This is a genomic window from Methanosarcina siciliae T4/M (assembly GCF_000970085.1).
Classification (GTDB): domain Archaea; phylum Halobacteriota; class Methanosarcinia; order Methanosarcinales; family Methanosarcinaceae; genus Methanosarcina; species Methanosarcina siciliae.
This window is the reverse complement of record NZ_CP009506.1, coordinates 4,955,010-4,974,925: the sequence shown is the minus strand read 5'-3', so window position 1 is coordinate 4,974,925 and position 19,916 is coordinate 4,955,010. Positions and strand designations below refer to the sequence as shown.

The 19,916-nt window shown below is 43.3% G+C and carries 18 protein-coding genes and 1 tRNA gene; 4 read left to right on the top strand and 15 right to left on the bottom strand.

Annotation, left to right across the window (positions count from 1 at the left end; all coding sequences use genetic code 11):
- Positions 1–60: 60 nt before the first annotated feature.
- The 5 genes from MSSIT_RS20840 to MSSIT_RS20820 all read right to left on the bottom strand — a co-directional run bounded on the left by MSSIT_RS20840 (position 61) and on the right by MSSIT_RS20820 (position 1,871).
- On the bottom strand, positions 61–486 hold the full coding sequence (locus MSSIT_RS20840) for a bactofilin family protein (RefSeq protein WP_048174364.1): 426 nt from the start codon (positions 484–486) through the stop codon (positions 61–63).
- 354 nt (positions 487–840) lie between these two features.
- The gene (locus MSSIT_RS20835; RefSeq protein ID WP_048174363.1) at positions 841–1,047 is read right to left on the bottom strand and encodes a TRAM domain-containing protein; all 207 of its coding nucleotides are present in this window, start codon (positions 1,045–1,047) and stop codon (positions 841–843) included.
- A 57-nt stretch (positions 1,048–1,104) separates the two neighbouring features.
- Positions 1,105–1,311 carry a TRAM domain-containing protein gene (locus tag MSSIT_RS20830; RefSeq protein ID WP_011033303.1) on the bottom strand — a complete coding sequence of 69 codons (207 nt, stop codon included), beginning with the start codon at positions 1,309–1,311 and terminating at the stop codon, positions 1,105–1,107.
- 68 nt (positions 1,312–1,379) lie between these two features.
- Positions 1,380–1,586, bottom strand: coding sequence for a TRAM domain-containing protein (locus tag MSSIT_RS20825; RefSeq protein WP_011033302.1), 207 nt, complete (start codon positions 1,584–1,586; stop codon positions 1,380–1,382).
- A gap of 78 nt (positions 1,587–1,664) precedes the next feature.
- On the bottom strand, positions 1,665–1,871 hold the full coding sequence (locus MSSIT_RS20820; RefSeq protein ID WP_048175167.1) for a TRAM domain-containing protein: 207 nt from the start codon (positions 1,869–1,871) through the stop codon (positions 1,665–1,667).
- Between the two features lie 551 nt (positions 1,872–2,422).
- Here MSSIT_RS20820 and MSSIT_RS20815 point away from each other — a divergent pair.
- Both MSSIT_RS20815 and MSSIT_RS20810 read left to right on the top strand, forming a co-directional pair.
- A tRNA-Lys gene (locus MSSIT_RS20815) sits at positions 2,423–2,496 on the top strand.
- 396 nt (positions 2,497–2,892) lie between these two features.
- Entirely contained in the window at positions 2,893–3,063 is a 171-nt protein-coding gene (locus MSSIT_RS20810; RefSeq protein ID WP_011020114.1) for a ribbon-helix-helix domain-containing protein, read from the top strand.
- A 420-nt stretch (positions 3,064–3,483) separates the two neighbouring features.
- Here MSSIT_RS20810 and MSSIT_RS20805 read toward each other — a convergent pair whose 3' ends face one another.
- The 10 genes from MSSIT_RS20805 to MSSIT_RS20755 form a co-directional block, all read right to left on the bottom strand.
- Positions 3,484–4,518 carry a methionine synthase gene (locus tag MSSIT_RS20805; protein WP_048174362.1) on the bottom strand — a complete coding sequence of 345 codons (1,035 nt, stop codon included), beginning with the start codon at positions 4,516–4,518 and terminating at the stop codon, positions 3,484–3,486.
- A 130-nt stretch (positions 4,519–4,648) separates the two neighbouring features.
- Positions 4,649–5,692 (bottom strand): methionine synthase, encoded by a 1,044-nt coding sequence (locus tag MSSIT_RS20800; protein WP_048174361.1) that lies wholly within the window; start codon positions 5,690–5,692, stop codon positions 4,649–4,651.
- A gap of 275 nt (positions 5,693–5,967) precedes the next feature.
- Complete coding sequence (locus MSSIT_RS20795) at positions 5,968–7,359, bottom strand: ATP-binding protein (RefSeq protein WP_048174360.1); 1,392 nt, start codon at positions 7,357–7,359, stop codon at positions 5,968–5,970.
- A 339-nt stretch (positions 7,360–7,698) separates the two neighbouring features.
- Complete coding sequence (locus MSSIT_RS20785) at positions 7,699–8,367, bottom strand: hypothetical protein (protein WP_048174358.1); 669 nt, start codon at positions 8,365–8,367, stop codon at positions 7,699–7,701.
- 17 nt (positions 8,368–8,384) lie between these two features.
- Entirely contained in the window at positions 8,385–9,047 is a 663-nt protein-coding gene (locus MSSIT_RS20780; RefSeq protein WP_231590174.1) for a hypothetical protein, read from the bottom strand.
- Between the two features lie 275 nt (positions 9,048–9,322).
- The gene (locus tag MSSIT_RS20775) at positions 9,323–9,727 is read right to left on the bottom strand and encodes a hypothetical protein (protein ID WP_048174356.1); all 405 of its coding nucleotides are present in this window, start codon (positions 9,725–9,727) and stop codon (positions 9,323–9,325) included.
- A 393-nt stretch (positions 9,728–10,120) separates the two neighbouring features.
- Positions 10,121–11,830 (bottom strand): arginine--tRNA ligase, encoded by a 1,710-nt coding sequence (argS, locus tag MSSIT_RS20770; protein ID WP_048174355.1) that lies wholly within the window; start codon positions 11,828–11,830, stop codon positions 10,121–10,123.
- A 192-nt stretch (positions 11,831–12,022) separates the two neighbouring features.
- A complete protein-coding gene (gene prf1, locus MSSIT_RS20765) occupies positions 12,023–13,270 on the bottom strand; it encodes a peptide chain release factor aRF-1 (protein ID WP_048174354.1) in 1,248 nt (415 codons plus the stop codon).
- A gap of 793 nt (positions 13,271–14,063) precedes the next feature.
- Positions 14,064–15,101: a 4-demethylwyosine synthase TYW1 gene (twy1, locus tag MSSIT_RS20760; RefSeq protein ID WP_048174353.1), complete on the bottom strand. Its 1,038-nt coding sequence runs from the start codon at positions 15,099–15,101 to the stop codon at positions 14,064–14,066.
- Between the two features lie 95 nt (positions 15,102–15,196).
- Complete coding sequence (locus MSSIT_RS20755) at positions 15,197–17,239, bottom strand: DNA-directed DNA polymerase II small subunit (RefSeq protein ID WP_048174352.1); 2,043 nt, start codon at positions 17,237–17,239, stop codon at positions 15,197–15,199.
- A gap of 618 nt (positions 17,240–17,857) precedes the next feature.
- On the opposite strand from MSSIT_RS20755, the gene MSSIT_RS20750 reads away from it, so the two are divergent.
- Together MSSIT_RS20750 and MSSIT_RS20745 are read left to right on the top strand one after the other, a co-directional pair.
- Positions 17,858–18,415, top strand: coding sequence for a signal peptidase I (locus MSSIT_RS20750; protein ID WP_048174351.1), 558 nt, complete (start codon positions 17,858–17,860; stop codon positions 18,413–18,415).
- Positions 18,416–18,757: 342 nt separating this feature from the next.
- Positions 18,758–19,729: a tRNA dihydrouridine synthase gene (locus MSSIT_RS20745; RefSeq protein WP_048174350.1), complete on the top strand. Its 972-nt coding sequence runs from the start codon at positions 18,758–18,760 to the stop codon at positions 19,727–19,729.
- Positions 19,730–19,916 lie beyond the last annotated feature (187 nt).

The window sequence follows — 19,916 nt, the reverse complement described above, 5'->3', positions numbered from 1 at the left end:
AAGCTACTAGGAAGAAAAGTTGCTACAGAAAAAACTGTAAAGAAGAATGAAATGAAATTATTATTCAGCCCGAATGATTACTTTTGTCAGCGGTTCGACTCTTTTCACGGCAACCTTCCCCACAAGCTCAAGAGTCCCTCCTGCTTTTACCGAACCGAGAGTGCATCCGGGTCTTACACGGATATCTCCCTCACATGATGCAACATTTACCCAGGCACCGTCAAGAAGCACAAGTTCGGAAACCGTTTCTACACTACCCAGAATTTTTGCTGCCGCACAGACAAGGGCAGTTCTGGCTTTCACATCGCCCTGAATAATCGAACCTTTCCCGAGCTCAAGCCTGCCAGATACGGTGAGGTTTTTCCAGAACTTCACGTCCTGCCCGACAATAAGATTGCCTTCCAGCGTCAGGTCTTCTTCGAGAAAAGCTCCTTTTTCAATCACGTAAGTGTTGGACCGGGGGTGGTACTTAATAAAGCTCATCATTAGAAATCACTCCGGGTTACTGTCCCCGGCTATGGATCGAAGGAAGCCGTAAACAACGGTCTTTAAGGCATCGGTAAAAACTTTGCCAATTGGATTTCAAAGTATGATTGAACATCTATTATATAACAGCATCGAATGTTCAATATCAGAAGCCTGAAAAAAGCTTGAAAAGGTTAACGTATGGATATGGAAACTAAAAAAGGAAACTAAACACAAGGAAACCTTATTACAGAAAAAGAGGTTCCGGCACGTTCTGGGAGCCGGAAATTAGTTAGAATATCTGAAATTAACAGCAAAAAGACTGAAAAATGATTTTTTATTATTTTTCAGTCCTGTTCTGATAAATTGGCCCGTTTATTCAACGAGGCTGGCAAAACCGTATTTGGGAAGAACCCTTTCGATTTTGATCCTGACCTCATCGCCGACTTTGGTACCCGGGACAAAGATTACGAAGCCCTCTATGCGGGCAATGCCATCTCCCTGACGGGCGATGTCCTGAATTGTAACATCGTAGACTTCGCCTTCTTCAACAGGAACAGAGCCGCTTTCTTCTCTGAACATTAAAATCATTCCTTTAATTTAGTAGAATTTCGCGTAACCGAGTGTTTTCCGGCTACTTTACTCGACAACGCTTGCAAATGCAAATTTCGGAAGTACCCTTTCGACTTTGATGCGGACTTCATCGCCGACTTTGGTACCCGGGACAAAGATTACAAAGCCTTCGATACGGGCAATACCGTCTCCCTGGCGAGCAATATCCTGAATTGTAACATCGTAGACTTCGCCCTCTTCAACAGGGACTGAGCGACTTTCTTCTCTGAACATGAAAACCATTCCTTAAATTTACTTGAATTAATTTTTAGCATTAATTAAATTGATTCTCTTACCCACACTTACTCGACAACACTTGCAAATGCAAACTTGGGAAGGACTCTTTCGACTTTAATCTGTACTTCGTCACCAACGCTGGTGTTAGGGACAAAGACTACGAAACCCTCAATACGAGCTATGCCGTCTCCCTGACGGGCGATGTCCTGAATTGTGACATCATAAACTTCACCTTCTTCGACAGGGACTGGGCGACTTTCTTCTCTGAACATCAAAATCATTCCTTAATTTTACTTTAATTAAAAATTACTACAGTTGATAATGCAGTTGATTTATTTTTCGACCCACACTTACTCTACAACGCTTGCAAATGCAAATTTCGGAAGCACTCTTTCGACTTTAATCTGGACTTCGTCGCCGACACTTGTATTCGGGACAAAAACTACAAAGCCTTCGATACGGGCAATGCCGTCTCCCTGGCGAGCGATATCCTGAATAGTTACGTCATAAGTTTTGCCCTCTTCAACGGGCACAGAAGTACGTTCATCTCTAAACATCAGGTTCATTCCTTTAACTTTATTAATCAGCTTATGAAAAGCTCTATCAATAGAACAGAAAAGAGTAAAAACAGTACTTAACAAACCAAACTGGAAAAACCAAATTTCGGAAGTACACATTCTACTTAATCTATTACGGTAAACTAATCCCCAATAGAGCTTCGGATAAGTCAATTAATTGGTCATACTCATATCCGCTTGTATATAACGTTTTGCTTTAATGCCCTGCGATAAAGAAAAATATGGAAGTTAGGAGATTATCTGAAACCCGATTTCCGGAGTTCAGTATTCTTACTTCAAAAACACAATAAGTAATGACAGTTATTATTAATTGATATAAAAGATAAAACTATTCAGAATAGAATTTAGTCTTACTATAAAAAACAACTATTCCATATAAATGTAAAATTTTTCTGGATCTTAAAGAGAAAGCAGAAAAAACTCGGTGTTCATTTTCTGAAAAACTATATGGAGTGCCCCCTTAGGCGCAACCTATAAATATTTGAAAATACATTGTGAGAGTCGCTCATTGAATGAGAACAATAATGCGTGGGCCCGTAGCTTAGTCAGGCAGAGCGATGGACTCTTAATCCATAGGCCGGGGGTTCAAATCCCTTCGGGCCCGCTGATCTCATTAATCTCTTTTACAGCTTTCTTTAGCATAAATCATTTCCAAAATCCTTTTCAAAAACTCTTTTCGAGAACTATTCCATAATTCATTTTCGAAAACCATTTTCAAGTCCTGATCCAACGTTTTCGCTTATCTGACACTTTCACTTATCCGGTTCTTTAATTTCACCTAAGAAGATTCAGGTATCCCTCCATCCGATTTAATTTCACCTTAGATCGCAGATAATGATCAATGTAACTCGAAAATCCCCTTCTGGGACCAAAAGAACCCATTGGATCTGGAAGGGAGAAATATGAGTTGAAGGGAGAATATATGAGTTGAAGGAAGAAGTTATCAATCAGAAAAGACAAAATTCGAAATCAAAAAAGAAAAACATTGGAGTGCAACCTGATGCCAAAAGTAAGCGTTGAAATTCCTCAGGAGCTCCTAGATGACCTCAACAGGCATGTAGGAGATAACAAAAAGTTCGTCAGCCAATCTGATGCTATCCGGACTTCTATTCGAAAAATGCTGGATATGATGGATGACATAGACAGAAGGCACGGAAGGCTGAATGAGTGAACCATTGGTACATTTATGAACAAACTCAGATGAAAATTCAGACGAGTAGACTCATAAAATTCAAAAACAGGAAAATATGTAAAAACATAAATCAAACATAAACTTAACCATAACTTACATCCGACGGGAAAACTTTCGGAAAAACCACCCCTTCATTTCTACTGTGTATTGAGATCAGTAGACTAATTTTAGTATATTTCTACGGTCAAGCAATGTTTCCACTGGAACAAAAAATGAAGGCTAACCTGAATATAGTTCGGAGGATTTTCCGAAAATTCCGGATTGAAATTTCTGACAAAAATCCCGGTTAATTTCTGGTTGAAATTTTTAAGTGAAACTTGAGGGTGAAATTTCCGGGTAAAAATTTTTGGTTTATTTAGTTAATTTTCCGGCTAATGTCAAAAAAAAATGATTTCAGGGTTAACAACTTTCCCTGAAATCCTTGATTCCCTGAGCAACGTTCGAAAGCAGGATAAAAGCTATCTTCTGGTTGGGCCAGGAACCCAGACCACAGTCAGGACCCACGTACTTTATCTGGCTGCCAAAACGTCTGTAAGCCAGTCTCAGTCTTTTTGTAATAGCAGCCGGAGTTTCCAGTTGCGTAACGATTTCTGGCAGATACTGCTGATCCTTCCAGACGTTGGTACAGTATTTCTCATTAAGAACCCCCGTCAGGGAGTAGATATCGGTTCTTGCGACTCCGAGTCTCAGGAAAGAGTCCGTGTCTTCAAGCACTTTTTTATCGATCAGATCCAGGTAGGAAGGCGTACCCGCAGACTCAATCCCTATCACATTAATCGTAGGGGTCTGGCAGGCAAAATTATAATAGAGAGCGGAGTGAAGATGAATCTCCACATCAGCCCCCCTCTTACTCGCTGCCTTCGAGGCTTCGGTAAGGGCAGAGGTGATGTCGTTTTCATCAAAGGCAAGTTCGGGGTTCAGTCCTATGCTTGGTTCGTCAATCGAAACGGTTGCAATCTTGAAATTCTTTGCGGATTTCATGGAGTTCCGGACGAATTTGTTGACGTTTTTTGCAAAAATAGTATATATGTCCGTATATCGTGTACCTCCAAATTCCTTCAGGTAAAGTTCGGTTGGACCGGTCACGCAGATCCGGACCTTCAGGGTTTCCCCGAATTTTTCTTTATAGGCTTTTGCAACCGTTTCTATAGCCTCAAGCTCTTCGATTCTTGCACACTCCAGTTTTACCTCAAAAGGACCTTCAGTGCATTCCGAGTCCCGGATAACCTTCAGGAACTGTTCGTTCATGTCCTGGTACTGAGGATAAGTAGGAACCTCTACACCTGCATCGATTTTCTGCTGGAAAGCATCATTGATTACAGTAAAAAGTTTCTCATCTTCTGTTCTCGTTTTAAATGCGTTTCGGACCCATTCCTTGCTGACTCCTTCAGGAAGGGGATAGCTTCCGATATCGTCAAAGATGATTTCTTGCATGCTCTCTAGTATACCTGTAAGAATTTATCATTATTGGAAAGACAGTAAAATTATAAAAAAACAGAAGAAAGAACAGAGTTCCGGAATTACCATTTTCTGAGTGATTCCGGAATTACTATTTTCTGAGTGATTATTTCTGGTTTTTCATTTCGGCATTGAATGCATTGATTCCTTTTGCCGTATTCTCGAGTAGCCTGAAAGCAATGTCCTGATCCGGCCAGAATGCCAGCCCGCAGTCCGGACTTGCATATTTTATACGGTCCCCAAGGATAGAAAAAGCATTCTCAAGCCGCTTTTTGACGAGCTCGGGAGTTTCGAGATCAGTAACAATCTTTTGCATATACTCCTTTTCCTTCCAGGCATTTACTCCATAGGTCTCGTTGACCATACCTATGAGGCTGGAAATATCAGTCCTCGAGACTCCGAGCCGTATGTAGGTATTCGAGTTCTCCAGGATTTTTTTGTCCAGGAGGTCTATATAAGAAGGAGTTGCAGCATACTCAAAACCAATAACATTGACAGGGGTCTCACAAACAAGTTTGTACTTCAATGGAGAGTGCAGATGGATCTCCACATCTGCCCCCTGTTTTCGCGCATAGGTGGAAGCCAGAGTAAGAGCAGAGATGATATCGGAGTCAGAAAACTGAATTCTGTCGTTCATTCCTAGACTGGGCTCGTCCAGGGCAATAACCCTAATTTTGAAATTTTTCGCGGCTTTAAATGCCTGCTTTATGAAATTCTCGATATCCAGAGCTATTATATGGTATGCATCTGCAAAAGGAGCTGCTCCAAATGCCTGAAGGTACAGGTCCGTAGGGCCGGCAATGCAAACTCTCACTTCCAGAGTCTCCCCTGTCTCTTCCCTGTACTGCTTTGCAACCTCGTCAATTATCTCAAGTTCAAGGATTTTTGCGTACTCATCCTTTACCACATAAGGTTCGTAACAGTTCTTTTCATCCTTGATTATGTCCAGAAACTGCCCTATCATGTCCCTGAACTGCGGATAAGTTGGAACGTGTACTCCAACATTAATTTTTTTCTGGAAAGTCTCTCTTACCAGAGAAAAGAGTTTTTCGTCCTCATCCCGGTTTTCGGCTGCCGTTTTTACCCATTCCCTTGTAAGACCTTCAGGTGTGGGTAGGCTGCCTCCGTCGATAAAAGTGATGTCCTGCATATGCGTAATGTAAGACAGATCGGGTATTATAAGTATTGGAATTACTCTGGATAATAAATTAAAAAGCATGGATATAGAAGCTTTTTTTAATTGAAGAATAAATGTTGAAGTGAGGCTAAGGCTCTAAAATAGATATAGAGTAAATTATTAAACAAATGAAATATAAAAAGAAATTAAATGGAGAATTTGCATTTGTTGCCGGGACTAAAATATGGAGAAATAGAACAATAGGGGAGAAAAGAATAAAAGAGGAGAATAGAGGAGAAGAAGCGGATTCAATTTTCAACCAGGTCATCCAGTTCCAGCACCAGATAGCCATCTTCAAGCAAACGTTTTTTTCCTCCTACCTTTTTCCCGACCAGCAAGTATTTTTTTTCCGGACCTCCCTGGATTTCACCCGATTCCAAATTCTCCCCCCATTTTACATCCACCGATTTTTCCACAAGCCGGTTCAGAGTTTGCCTTGCCTCCTTTTCCGTGAGAGCTTTCCACTTAACCTCGCCAAAAATGATCCTGTTCTGGCTACTGTCTAACCCAACCACATCGATTTCTTCCTCTTTATCCCACCAGCGCCCAAAAATATAATCCGAAAACCCGGGACTGGATTTCAGGTATTCGAGGACTATTTCTTCGTAAGCAAAGCCTGCAAAGTTATTCAGGACCGGGCTTATTTTATCTCCTATAAGTTTCTCCTGCCTGCCCTGCTCGATATATTCGACGTTTTCAAAGACAAAGCGGAACCAGAACTTGAAGTAATTGTCTTTGAGGAGGTAAATGCCCTTCTTTGAACTTTCAGGACTTTTTTCCGTGACAGGGACCCTTCTTTCGATGATATGGAGTTCTTTTAAGACACTCAGGTACTTCGTAATCTTGCTCTTCTCAAGCCCTGTGTCGTTCATTATCTCTCCCAGTCTGGTATTTCCTTTTGCAACGGAATTTATGATCGAGTAATATACCCTGGGTTCGGAGAGCTCCTGCTGGAGCACAAACATTGTGTCCTGATAGAGAAAAGTGTTCTTCTTCAGAATTAGGCCCATTATGTTTTCCAGAATGGGTTTTCCGTAATCAAATTCGAGAAGGTACGCAGGTGTCCCCCCCAGTACAGCATAAGTAAGGACTTTATCCTCCGGCCCCAGCTGCGGAAAAAACTCACAGGCCTCCCTGAATTTCAGGGGCTCAAGCAGGATCTGTTCCGTTCTCCTGCCGTAAAGCGGAGATTTATACCCGAGCAGAGATTCCATCATGGCAATGGAAGAGCCGCAAAGCACCAGAAAAGTCTTCTTTTTACTGAAATAGCGGTCCCAGTACTCCTGAAGGATTGAAGGCAGAGCCCTGTTTGCCTCAACAAGATAAGGAAACTCATCAAACAGGACAGGAGTTTCCTTTTGTGCAAGATAAATGAAAAGGGCATCATAATTCTGAAAAGGGCTGTGTCTCAGGACATCATCATCAAAGAATTCCGCAATCTCGGAACTCATCTTCTTAAGCTGCCCCTCGTATGCCTCCTGCCGGGCCACAAGATAGAGAGCCCTGTGCCTGCGAGCAAATTCGTTCAGAAGCTCGGTTTTCCCAACACGTCGCTTCCCGTAGAGGAGGATCAGTTTGGGCTTGCCTTCAGCATGGAGGTTTTCAAGGAGAGAAAGCTCAGCTTTCCGGTTGAGAAACATGATAATATTTGGGACATTAAGATACTTAAAAGTATACTACTTTAAAATAGTATACTTAAGAGTATAATACTTGAAAGTATATGTTTTGGAAACATGGCAACTGTGGACCAAAAGATAATCTTAGCCGAAATAACCGGAATGCCTTCTTTAACCTTTTTTGTTTCTATTCGCTTGCAAGTGGCGTTTCTCGTGCCAATAACTAAAATGAGAAATGAGAAAACAGAAACTATGAAAAGAACTATAAAAAGAACTATAAAAATAATATGCTATATATTCCTAATTGAAACACTTTCAAACAAAAACCAGGCAAGGGTACATATTTTCGCTTTCCAGAATTTTCTACACTTTGCCGTTTTTCCCAAGCAGTAGGCAAATAGTCCAGCCAGGTTTGCACATGGAACTGATATATTCAGGTACGATCACCGGCCCAACTTTCTTCCCGGTCTGGCGGCTTTTAAACCAGAGTTTTCCAGGTTCGGTCCCGGTAATAAAGAAAAAATCGTCCAGAACTTCAGTGCAAGCTGCAACAGGATTGTTCACGGCATAAAGGCACATCAGATCAGAAACTTCTTCGGCCACCGGCATATTGACCTTGAGCCTTTTCACAATATCGGATGTTACTTTATACTCACCATAGCCCATGTAACCCTTCTCATACATCCACTTTACCAATTTGGCCATGACCGTCCCAACTGTTTTAATAAAGGCCTTACTGGCTACCACACTTCCGATCATAAAATGGCCAAGGAAACCCTGCATTTCCGAAGAACCAATGTATGCAGGCCCGAAGACTTCGCAGTACTCTTTATCCTCCTTTTCGTAAAGTTTAGCCAGAAGACCCTCATCTTCCTCATTCAGATATGCAGGAGCCTGGCCGTTGAGATATTTCTTAAAATAGAAAATTGTCTTTTCGTAGCCTGAATAGATTTTTGGACTCAGACGAGCTCGTTGCTCGACAAGAAATTCCTGGAAAACTTCCCCTATAGTCTTTTCAACCGTGTTTTGCATGACATAACCTCTGCCATTCAGCGGGGCAACACATTCCCACTTTCCAGAATCCTCCAGACCTTTCCTGTTTTCACGACCCAGAGGGAAACAGTCCACCCAACCTTGCATTTCGAGCTGATTTCCTCGGAAACAAGAACCGGTCCTACTTTTTTCTTGGATTCCAAATAGTCTTCGAGCCAGAGTTTTCCGGGCTCTATTTTTGCGATTTCGAAATATGCATCAATGTCACTGGTATACTGGGTTTCAACCGGGTGTCTCTGGATATAATCAGAGAGTAAATCGGTCACTTCTCCAACAAGTGGAAGGTCAGCTTTAAGCCCTTTTACATTTTCTTCTGCTTCTTCATATTCTTTGTCCGGCATGTAACCTTTTTCATGAAGCCACTTCACCAGCTTGAGCATAACCCTGCCGGTAGTTTCCATGAGAGTCCTGCTGCCTGCCACTTTCCTAGGCATAAAATCGGCAAGGAAATCAGAGATTTCCGAAAGACCCAGATGCTCGGGGCCGAAGATATCCCAGAACAGTTTATCTTCAGAAGCTTCAAGTTTCTCATATTTTGTAGTTTCATCCCGATTTAGATGTCGATGCCCGTAGCTATTCAAGTACGTCCTGAAAAAAGATATTGCTTCTTCATACCCGGAACAAGTTTTGGGACTCAAGCGAGCTTGTTGCTCGGTCAAAAATTCCTCTAAAATTTCCCTGATGGTTTTCATAGAATCTGAATGGAATTCATCGTACTGATTTTTTAGGTTTCCGTCCGCTTGAGAACGACGTTTTCCTAAAAAGAATAAAAAATGAAGAAGGGGATAACAAAAAAGAATAAAAAGAGAAGCGATAGCTTAAAACAGATTTTCCCACTTTCAGGAAATTTTTTTCAACCTTTTCAATCCTTCATTGATCTTAACCTGTGCCCCTTCAATTTATGTTAAAGCAAGAAATCCTATTTTTCCTATATTCAATGCCTCTTCCTGTAATTTGCGAGGAGTTCGTTATTTGTCTCAAAAGCTTTTTCCTCAATGTAACCCTTTTCCCGGACCCATTCAAAAAAGCTCTGGAGAACTTTTGCAGCTGTCCCGATGAACTTTTTACCTCCTCCGACCTCAACCACGTAGTCCTCGAGAAAATCCGTAATTCCATCAGGGCTGAGCTGTTCGGGGCCAAAAACATCAAAGTAACTTTTGTCTTCAGGCCGGGCGGTACAAAGAGCCCTGTCTTCATCGGACAGGTAATCCTCTGCATTGAGTTCAAGGAATTCCTCATAAAGAAGGATCACATCTTCACAGTCCATGAAGGCATCAGGCTTTAAACAGGCTTCCTGTTCACTCAAAAATGTCCTAAAAGCTTCATTTATAGTGATCATACTTATCGCTGCAACGTTGTTTTGTAGAGTAATATGAGTTTGTTATAAAGGGTCATATATTTTTCTAGAATACGTTTTGTGTAAAACTTGTCATTGTTTCTAGTGTCCTGTCAATTACATAATGACGTATGAAACGGATTACAGCCATTCATTACTATTCAATACTTGATTATTGACTCGACACTAGTTACAGTGTATTTAGTTACAGCGTTTCAAATGGCTAACCAGGAATAGGGAACGAAGGACAAGAAACCAAGAACGAAAATCGTAAAACAAGGAGGATAAAAAGGTATGGAGAGATAGGGAAAAAAGGAAAAGGAAAAGGGATAACTTCATTACTATTTTCCTTGTTTTCTTTTTTCTCTTTATTACTTCCGCTTTTTTCATTCTTTTTTACATTGACTCGGGAGCACCTATTCCCAGAGTGTCAAGGGAGTTTGCAAGGACGATCCTTGCACAGTCCACAAGAGCGAGCCTTGAGACTCTGACCTGCTCGTCCTCGGCTGCAATAACCGGGACAAAGCGGTAGAACTGGTTGAAGGCATCGGCAAGTTCGCGGGCGTAGATGGCAAGGACATGGGGCTTGAGTTCACGGGCTCCGAGATCGATTATGCTGTCAAACATTGCCATCTTCTTGATGAGATCGATTTCGCTGTCCTCGACAAGAAGAGAGGGGTTAATCTCTGCTACAGGGTCCCAGGCGACTTCCTCTTTTGCTTTCTCAAGGATGCTGCAGGCACGGGCATGAGAGTACTGGATGTAGGGAGCACCCTGCTTTTCAAAGTCAAGCGCTTCTTTCCAGTTGAAGACCGTGGATTTTTCGGGGGAAACCCTTACAATGTCATAGCGGACTGCACCTATTCCGACCATTTCTGCAACCTGTTTCTTAAACTCGGCTGAAGTTTCGGGGCGGCGGGATTCTACTTGCTCGAAGGCAGCTTCGGTGACCCTATCAAAGAGGTCATCCGCACTTATGAACTGGCCGCGGCGGGTGCTCATCGAGCCTTCGGGGAGAGAGACGAACTCAAAAATTACGACCTCGGGCTCTTTGATTCCTATCGAATTCAGCGTAGCCCTGAGCTGGCCGGAAATAAGCTTGTGGTCGGCTCCGAAAACATCGATTATGCGGTCCGCCTGCCCGGCTTTCCATTCATGGTAGGCAAGGTCGCGGGTTGTGTAGAGCGAGGTGCCGTTTGAGCGCTGGATAACAAGGGTCTTTTCAAACCCGTAGTCCGAAAGGTTTACCACAAGGGCTCCTTTATCCATTTCAGTCCTGCCGGTAGCCTTGATGCGCTCGACAATGTCGTGGACTGCCCCGGACTTGAGGAAGTGAGACTCCTTCACGAATTTATCATGCACGACATTTAAGCGGAAGAGGGTTTCTTTGATCCCTGCAATAGCCAGGGAAACTGCCTTATCAAAACGTTCGATAGTCCCGAGGTCTCCGGCTTCAATCTTTTCCATAAGGGTATCGATTTCCTTTACATAATCAGGGTTTTTGTCCAGCTCGACATTGGCTTTGATATATACGTCAGCAATTGCAGAGTCAGACTTTCTGGAAAGGTCAAGCTCAAAGCGTTCGCATGCCCATGAAACTACCGCAATCTGGCGCCCCATATCGTTAACATAGTACTGGACCTCAACATCGTATCCTGCACGCCTGAGGATACGGGCAAGAGTGTCCCCTATAATCGAGTTGCGGATATGCCCTACATGCAGGGGGCCGTTTGGGTTTGCCGAGGTGTGCTCAAGGAGGATCCTGTCCTTCGGAGCCCCACAGCCGAATTTTTCCTTTTCTTCCCGGACAGCCGTTACCGTCCTGTCCAGATAGTGCCTGCCTGCAAGGAAATTAATGTAAGGACCCGCGGCACTCACTTTTCCAATGTACGAGCCTTCAGGAATTTCGATTGCAGAAACTATACGGGATGCAAGCTCTTTTGGATTTTGTTTGTGAATGTTTGCAAGCCTGAAGGCGGCTCTGCTTGCAAGGTCAGCATGGGAAGATGTTTCAAACTGAAGTTCGGAATCCTCAACATCAAACCCGACCTTTCGGATAGCTTCTTTTAAGATTGATGTAGCTTGAGCTTTGAGTTCCAGGAACAAGATAAATCACCTGTATAAGTCACCGTGAAAAATTATGAAAGTCCTTGATGTGATAGCCTTAGATAGCCTTTATTTTTACTAATTTCTGATCAACTGATTTACCAGCTTCTGATCTACTGATCTTAGGACAGTTTAATTAAAAAAGTATTGGATAAAAAATTACTGGATGGGGGATCTCACCCCTGTGGGAGATCAGATCCCGGTACTGTACCTCAGGATTGCAGCAATGCCTCCGAAAGCATTCATTAGCTGGGAACCCTCGTCAAAGTCTGTGGACACGAAGACCACCTTTGCATTGCTCTTGTCGGCAAGCTCTGAGAATTCGTCCACAACGTCAACAACATCCGTAACCTCAAGGGAAGAACCGCACTTGGGGCAGTTCCCGGCTGTAGGGGCAGGCTCTCCGGGCTTCCAGCGCCGTGTCCACTTATTTTCGTATCCGCAGACACTGCATTTCGTGGTTACCCTTTCTGCCCGAAGATCTTCGGAGAGCAGAAGCACATCCACCGCATTGATCTCGAGGTTTGCCCTGACCTGGGCTTCTCCGTAAGCTACCTTCCCCGAATCGGCAATCAGTTCCTTGAAAAAGTCTCTGACGGCATTCTTCTGCCCCATGAGTTCAAGATCCTGAAGCTTTTCCCCTGCAGCATTAACGAGCTCGGAAAGTCCGGATTCGTCAGTATATGCCGTATCAAAGAGCCCGAGAATTTTTTTCTGGAGCTCGTGGTGCAGGAACTCTCCTCCGTAGAACTCTTCCTTTGTCGGAGAAGGCCCTCCTATCAGAACGCCTTTGAGGTCTTTATGGTCTATAGCGAGGAAGATCTCACTTGCGGCATCTCCTATCCTTTTATAGAAGTCATGGATTGCGATGAGCCTGAGCTGCTGGAAACGGTGGGCACTCTGACCACCTTTTCTCTGCTTTCCCGGGACCGTTGAGGTCAGGTTGCGGAAGGCCTGTATTCTTTTTCCGACCAGAAGCCCTACGGTCGCTTCTCTGCGGTCAAGGACAAGAAGCCCGAAAGTGCTCTTATCCTTGAGCATATCCTCAAGAGGCTCAAGGTAGAAAGATGAGTCACAGTGGTACTTGTAGACAGTAATGGGTTCGGGTGGAATGATTACTTCGCTTTCCATGCTTGTCTTGTTGGCTCCGATGTCTATAGCCCCTGTAAAGTACACTATCCCGTTATCAGGCACTTTATCCAGGTATCTGAGCCTTGAGAGCAGAGATTCAATTGCTCCCTGCACATTCGTCCTCGTAAGCTTGGACTTTATGTTTGCAGCCTGCCCGTGCTCGTCTTTTAACTGGTTTGTGACATCGAAAATCTGCTTGTCAGCAGGGATATAAAGGGAAATAAGCTCCGTGCTCCTTCCTTTTTTATCCCTGAGGCTTTCAAGCTTCTTTTTAAATTCGTATTTCTCGTGTGCGGATTGTTCAGTCATTTTAAAAATTCCCCGATGAATAAAGCAGTAAGATTCGTAATTATCGTAAGTCTGGTAGTAAATTGATTTGTATTGAAATTGATTTGTATTGAAATTGATTTGTATTGAAATTGATTTGCATTGAGACGTCCAGTTTGACCGGAACATATCGAGTTCAGTTAGAGATTTCTATTGAAACCGGATTTCAATTGAAAAGTTATAAAGCCCGACATCATAATAAATTTAGTTATTCAGTGTAATATTCGCTTTGCATGTAGGATTCATTTAACATGTCGGTTGGCATACAACGGATAAACGGAGGATTTGATAAGGATAAATCACACAGTGAGTTCCTGTCTCACCCGAAATCCGGGTATAAAAACCGCCTGGAATACGAAGAACCTTAGAGTGAGAAATACACCCTTCGGAAGCCCGGCATCTCAGCAAGTCGCTAAAGCTTGCTCTTATGCTGCATAAACCTGCTAGGTTTCGCATTCTTTTGATCGCACTAGATATGAGACATAATCTTACTCGGACTGTATATGATAATTAACGGCTTGTTTAATTTGCTTGATTTAATTTTACCGGATTAACCCTTGCCGGGATGATACTCTAATTGAAACTTAGGTTTATATTTGTTTCTATCCCCTGACACATTTTATATTTTTATTAAAATATAATAATATTCCTCTACATTTATCTTCGACTTTAGAACTCATTTTCGGATAGAGAGGAGATCGAGAAAGATAGATAGAGGCAGAGAAAAATGAATTTCAGGTAAAAAATCTGGTAAGAAAGGTTAGATAAGAATGGTTTAGTCCTTGAAGGAAACCTTTCTCACAGGAGATTTTTTTCCGTCTTTTGAGAGGAGAACAACCCGGCTGATTTCGGATTCGTCTGCGATATCATACCCCAGGTGCTTTGCAAGCTCTTTAGAAAACTCCAGCACCTCTGCATGGGCTGGCATGGCAGAACGGTCGAGACGTAAGCGTGAAAAGCCAAGGTGCATGTAGGCTTTTATTTCCACAAAATCCGGGGAGGCCTTTTTAATAAGTTCGGCGTAGCCTTCGGGACTGAATATATTTTCGCCTTTGACCAGTGTGGTCCGGATGACTGTTCTTGAGCATTTCTCCTTCATGATGTCCAGAGACTCGTTAATCCTGTCCCAGAGGGCAGGCGATTTTGGCTGGCAGACCCTGAGGTAGGTCTCGAGGTCAGGGGCATCAAGACTCATGTACAACTGGGAAGGGTTAACCTTTGCAAGCATTGAAGGGACGGTTCCGTTTGTAACCAGAAAGGTGGTAAAACCTCTCTTTTCATATTCTTCGATAAGTTCAGGAAGGTAAGGGTAAAAGGTCGGTTCTCCTGACAGAGAGATTGCAACGTTATTCGGCTCATTGCCTTCAAGCCAGCGCTCCCTGAGTGCATTCGGCGAACCTCCGAAACCTGTGATCAATTTTCGCTGGCAGTCAATGCTTTCCTCAACGATTTTTTCAGGGGAGTCCCATTCTCCGGGTGCAGGGACCGGGACCTCAGTCGGGCGCCAGCAGAAAAGGCAGCGGTGGTTGCATATGAGCGTGGGAGTCATCTGGAGGCAGCGGTGGGACTGGACGCCATAAAACTTCGATTTGTAGCAAAAGCCTTCGTCATTCATGGCTTTTCTGAGCCAGAGGCAGGTCTTTACTGCCGAGTGGCGGCCTGCGAGGGCATAGCTCTGCTTTTTAAGAAGAGTCGCAAAATCAGGGATATCAAAGGGGAGAGAAGCCTGTTCTTCCCCCCGATTTTCTTCCGGGATTTCCGGAAAGCTTTCTCCGGAATCTTTTTTTTCTTCCTTTCTTTCTTCAAGCGGCATTTTCCGGATATTAAATCTTTGTGGTATATATAAGGATCGGAAAATAATTTTGGAGAACCTCAGAGAAAAACGGATCTGAGCTCACAGGCCCGGGCTTAATCAAATGCCAGGATTTTCACGTCAAAATTCGCAAGATCCACAACCGGGACTCTAGCCGGCATAGGCATCAGGTTTACACGCTTCTGGAACTCGGTCTGACCCTGCCATGTTCCGGAGTTGACCAGCAGGACATTTTTGTATCGCTGAACCCCCAGAGTATGGACGTGCCCCGTATGGATGATATCCGGAACAGGGTCAATTATAAAGTAGTCTTTTTTCTCCGGGGATATGGAAACCCTACTCCCGTAAGTCGGAGCAAGGTGCCTGCGCTTGAGCATCTCAAGGACTGCCCCTGCAGGTTCCTGATATGATACCCCGGGAACACTCGCCACCAGATCATCAATCGATCTGCCGTGATATATAAGAATCTGGACGCCGTCAAGGTCCACAAGAGCAGGGTTGCCTACGAAGGTGACGTTCTCAGGAAAATCCGCACAGATTCGCGCAGGCAGGGCGGGCTGTGGTTCTGCCTGGCGTACAGCGTCATGGTTTCCGGGACTTATGATCACATGGATTTGTTCAGGAACTTCTCTTATATACTCTGCGGCTTTCCTGTACTGTTCATAGACATCCGGGATATCCAGTTCCATTTCCTGGTCAGGATAAATCCCTATGCCGTCCACGAGGTCTCCTGCAACAACGAGATAACGGACCTGGGCTGCAATCTCCCGCATTTCTTCGGAGTCGGATTCTCCTTTCAAAAAGTCCAGGAAGTCCAGCCAGGAATCTTCCAGGAACTGGGAACTACCCACATGCACATCCGAGATCAGGACGGCTTTTCCGTGGCTTCCTGTCCTGCGCTGAACACTGTTAGGGACATCGGGCTGGAGGAGTTTTGTGGCAAGCATAAGGTTTCCGTCGTTCGTAACCGAGCCTGTTACCCCGACAATCTCGTCCAGAAGGAGCCGCGAAGCCAGTTCAAAGAGCTCTTTATCACTATTTCGGATAAGCACGGAAAAAGAGCCTGTTGAGTCTTCAAGAGAAAGGATCTTGTGCCCATTGGTGGTGGTGCTGATATCTGAAACCATCCCTATGATCGATAACTCCTCAGTGTTCCCGTCGGATCCGCGGCGGAAACTCCTCCTTTTCAGGCTCTCTATAGGCCGGGCATTCATCCTTCCCCGGAGGATCTCAGAGAGCCTGCTATACCTGTCCCTGAAATACTGCACAAACTGCATATACTCCCCAACACAGGTCGAATGCCCGGTAATGTCGGAAAGCACGGTGACAGGGTTGCGGCCCGGAATATATCTGATCCCTTCATCCCTGGAACTCGAAGAAAAAGAATTTTTCTGGTTTGAAAAAAGAGAATTCATCCTTAAATCATTTTTAAAGGCAGAAGAAGGACCTGTAGTTCCGAAAAAAGAGGAAGCCTGTTTTTTTATACTTTTTGGAGAAACAGAGGGGCTAACAGGATTGGGAAGAAAGTTATGAACAGTATCATGAATTGAATCATGAATTGAATCATGAATTGAATTATTAACCGGGTCAGAAACAGTATCATGAACTGAATCATGAACTGAATCATGAACTGAATCATGAACTGAATCATGAACTGAATCATGAACTGAATCATGAACTAAATCAGATGCAGAATCGTAAACCGGATCAGAATCAAAATCTGAATTCGAACCCTGGGAAGAAAGAATTTCAGGTTCAATTTCCGGGTTGGAGTCCGGGACTTCAACTGCTGAAACTATATCCGGTTCAACGGAAGGTTCTGAGGAAGATTCGTAGCCAGAATCTGAGACAGGTTCTGAAGCAGAATCTAAGGCAGGAGTGGAAATTTTACCTGAAACCTTACCGGAAACTGTCCCGGGAGGTGCTCCAGAGGTCACTCTGGAAAAAGTTGTAGAAGCTTCAAAGCTCTTCAGGTCGACATGTTCGGGTTCGATAACGAAAACACAGTCATCAATAGTTGAAAGAATGTATTTTAGAAGGTTTTCAGGGGAGTTACTTAATTTGATTAGTTCTACGGCTTGCGGGCTTATCTGGTACCCTTCCTCTATAACTGCCCTTATAATATCGATTTCATTCATAATTCCGACCTGACTTTTTCAACCTGATTTTATGGTTACCAGCATCTATGAGCCTTATTTGACCTGGAACCAATCAGCCTGAACTCAAATGATTTAAAGCAAAGACCCACTTAAAATATAAAAACCAAACACATACAAAATTGCTTCGATAACAGCAAAATAACAGTATATAGTTTGGTAAGGATTTTTGGTTTTATTCCCGTGAGAATAGCCTGTCAACAGGATTATATTTTAGATTCGGATTAAATGTTTGTATTCTTCAGCCTTATAGAAGATTCCTAATAGATTCCTCCCTTAATGGATTCCTAAAAAAGATTTCTAAACAATTATTCGAATTTGAAGGGATGTCAGGCTATTTTTTAAATAATTAACTATAAAAATATCATAACCTGCTGATAAATTGTAAGTTAATATAGGATAAAAGCAAATCGTATAGGCAAGTATACCTAAAAGACTTATATAATAATGCAAAAAAGTATGGTACACTTAAGATTATTAGAGCAGGATTTATACAAAAATATAAATTACATAGCTTACGAAGTGCCGGCACAGTAATACAGACCGAATGAAATATAATAAAGCACAGGATGAATAAAATAAAGAGAATAAAGGCTTACTATGAGCAACACTAATACACAAAACAGTACCCAGGAGGAAGAGAGCTTCCTGGTTTCCCTTGGAAAGGATTTGCTGTCGGTTGCGGCTGTCCTGATAGCCTTTATGGTTCTTTCCAAACTGGCGTTCGGGCTCTGGACACCCATGGTCGCAGTGGAGTCCGGAAGTATGGAACCACATATGCAGGTAGGAGACATTATCTTCATTAAAAACATCGATCGAGTTGATCTTGTTACCAATGAAGAAGGAGAAGAGTCGGGTTACATGACCTTTGGAGACTATGGAGACGTTATACTCTATCGACCCTACGGACAGGAAGGCATAACTCCTATAATACATAGAGCAATGTACCGGGTGGAAGCCGGAGAGCCCATGTGGGAAAACGGTCCTGCTGCCCCTTACTCCGGATATATTACCAAAGGGGACAACCCTGTTACCAACAAGCACTACGACCAGGAAGGACAGATAAGTTACTATGTGCCTGTGAAAGATGAATGGATAATAGGGGTTGCACGGTACAGGATTCCTTACCTTGGATATGTCAGGCTGCTCTTTTCATGAGCCCATTGAGTTGTGTGCCCGCCAGCAGGTAATTGCCTCACAAATATAAAAGTGGCTATTATCCTCTCATGGTCATATAACCACATCACCTGTATAGCCACATCACCTGTATAGCCACATCATCTGCGCATTTAATTTCAAGTAAACTCCGTAATTAACTTCGATCAAATATCAAACTTCAATCAACTTTTACGCTCTTCGTGGAAAACCCGAACCAGAGTTTCAATCCCTGGTTCAAGTATCTTGCTTTTATCCTCTTTTCGCCGTAGAAAAAGCTGGAAAATCATAAGAGACGTGAGACTTAAAAATCACCAGAATACGAGACTTAAAAACATAAGAAACATGAAACTTAAAAAACTAAAAATTGGAAGAACCGAACTTCCCGGAAATCTTCTTCTTGCGCCTATGGCAGATGTAACAAATCTGGCTTTCAGACTGCTTTGCAGGCAGGATGGAGCTGACCTGACCTACACAGAGATGATCAGTGCAGATGCCCTGCTCAATGAAAGCAGAAAATCTTTTATTAAAGGGCTGAGTTCTTCCGAAGACAGGCCTTTTGGGGTTCAGCTCGTGGGGAACTGTCCCGAGAAACTTAGAAAAGCTGCATTTTTTGTTGAAGAAGAATACAGGCCTGAGGTCATAGACATTAACATGGGCTGCCCTGCAAGATGCATCACAGGGGCTGGCTGCGGCTCGGCTCTCCTCAATTCCCCGGAACTTGTCCGTGAAATAATCTCTGAGCTTACGGATGCCCTGAATACTCCGGTCAGCGCAAAGATCCGCCTCCTCGGAAGGGAGGAAAAAACCCTTGAAATTGCCCGTCTGATAGAAAAGGCAGGGGTATCGGCTTTGACCGTGCACGGCAGGACAGCTGCGCAGATGTACTCGGGCAATGCGAACCTTATGGGAATAAAAGCAGTCAAAAATGAGCTTTCAATTCCTGTAATTGCAAACGGGGACATCAGGGACGAGGAATCGGCAGAAAGGACTCTGGAGCTGACATGTTGCGACGGACTTATGATAGGGCGCGCATCAATGGGAAACCCTTTTATTTTTAGAAGGATCAGGCACTACTTAAAAACCGGTGAGAAACTCGAGGTTGAGAGACAGGCCAGACAACTTGAGGATTTTGAAAAATATATTTCCCTCCTTGAGGAACACAACCTTCTTTCATCCATAAACCTCAGGATGCACGCACACTGGTTTACTAAAGGACTGCACGGCTCGCGGCACGTCAGGGAAAAAATTAATGGTCTGAAAGACGGGAAGTCCATAACTGAACTGATGAGGAGTTCCTGCCAGGAAAAATATTAAGAATATTCAATTTTTAGAGTTAAGCTTTGTTTACAATAGAACAGAGAGATAACATGGTAAGAAGACAGGTTAACCTGGAAACCATAATTATAAAACGTCTAAAAAATAATTTAAAATTAGAAGTATTTATAAAGAATTTCTCGACGTTCACCGAAAAACTAATAATAATCTACACTATTATCCATGA

Bases quoted from the DNA above. Each gene is read 5' to 3' on its own strand.
- MSSIT_RS20840 (WP_048174364.1), bottom strand. From the start codon at position 486: ATGATGAGCTTTATTAAGTACCACCCCCGGTCCAACACTTACGTGATT.
- MSSIT_RS20835 (WP_048174363.1), bottom strand. From the start codon at position 1,047: ATGTTCAGAGAAGAAAGCGGCTCTGTTCCTGTTGAAGAAGGCGAAGTC.
- MSSIT_RS20830 (WP_011033303.1), bottom strand. From the start codon at position 1,311: ATGTTCAGAGAAGAAAGTCGCTCAGTCCCTGTTGAAGAGGGCGAAGTC.
- MSSIT_RS20825 (WP_011033302.1), bottom strand. From the start codon at position 1,586: ATGTTCAGAGAAGAAAGTCGCCCAGTCCCTGTCGAAGAAGGTGAAGTT.
- MSSIT_RS20820 (WP_048175167.1), bottom strand. From the start codon at position 1,871: ATGTTTAGAGATGAACGTACTTCTGTGCCCGTTGAAGAGGGCAAAACT.
- MSSIT_RS20810 (WP_011020114.1), top strand. From the start codon at position 2,893: ATGCCAAAAGTAAGCGTTGAAATTCCTCAGGAGCTCCTAGATGACCTC.
- MSSIT_RS20805 (WP_048174362.1), bottom strand. From the start codon at position 4,518: ATGCAAGAAATCATCTTTGACGATATCGGAAGCTATCCCCTTCCTGAA.
- MSSIT_RS20800 (WP_048174361.1), bottom strand. From the start codon at position 5,692: ATGCAGGACATCACTTTTATCGACGGAGGCAGCCTACCCACACCTGAA.
- MSSIT_RS20795 (WP_048174360.1), bottom strand. From the start codon at position 7,359: ATGTTTCTCAACCGGAAAGCTGAGCTTTCTCTCCTTGAAAACCTCCAT.
- MSSIT_RS20785 (WP_048174358.1), bottom strand. From the start codon at position 8,367: ATGCAAAACACGGTTGAAAAGACTATAGGGGAAGTTTTCCAGGAATTT.
- MSSIT_RS20775 (WP_048174356.1), bottom strand. From the start codon at position 9,727: ATGATCACTATAAATGAAGCTTTTAGGACATTTTTGAGTGAACAGGAA.
- prf1 (WP_048174354.1), bottom strand. From the start codon at position 13,270: ATGACTGAACAATCCGCACACGAGAAATACGAATTTAAAAAGAAGCTT.
- twy1 (WP_048174353.1), bottom strand. From the start codon at position 15,101: ATGCCGCTTGAAGAAAGAAAGGAAGAAAAAAAAGATTCCGGAGAAAGC.
- MSSIT_RS20755 (WP_048174352.1), bottom strand. From the start codon at position 17,239: ATGAATGAAATCGATATTATAAGGGCAGTTATAGAGGAAGGGTACCAG.
- MSSIT_RS20750 (WP_048174351.1), top strand. From the start codon at position 17,858: ATGAGCAACACTAATACACAAAACAGTACCCAGGAGGAAGAGAGCTTC.
- MSSIT_RS20745 (WP_048174350.1), top strand. From the start codon at position 18,758: ATGAAACTTAAAAAACTAAAAATTGGAAGAACCGAACTTCCCGGAAAT.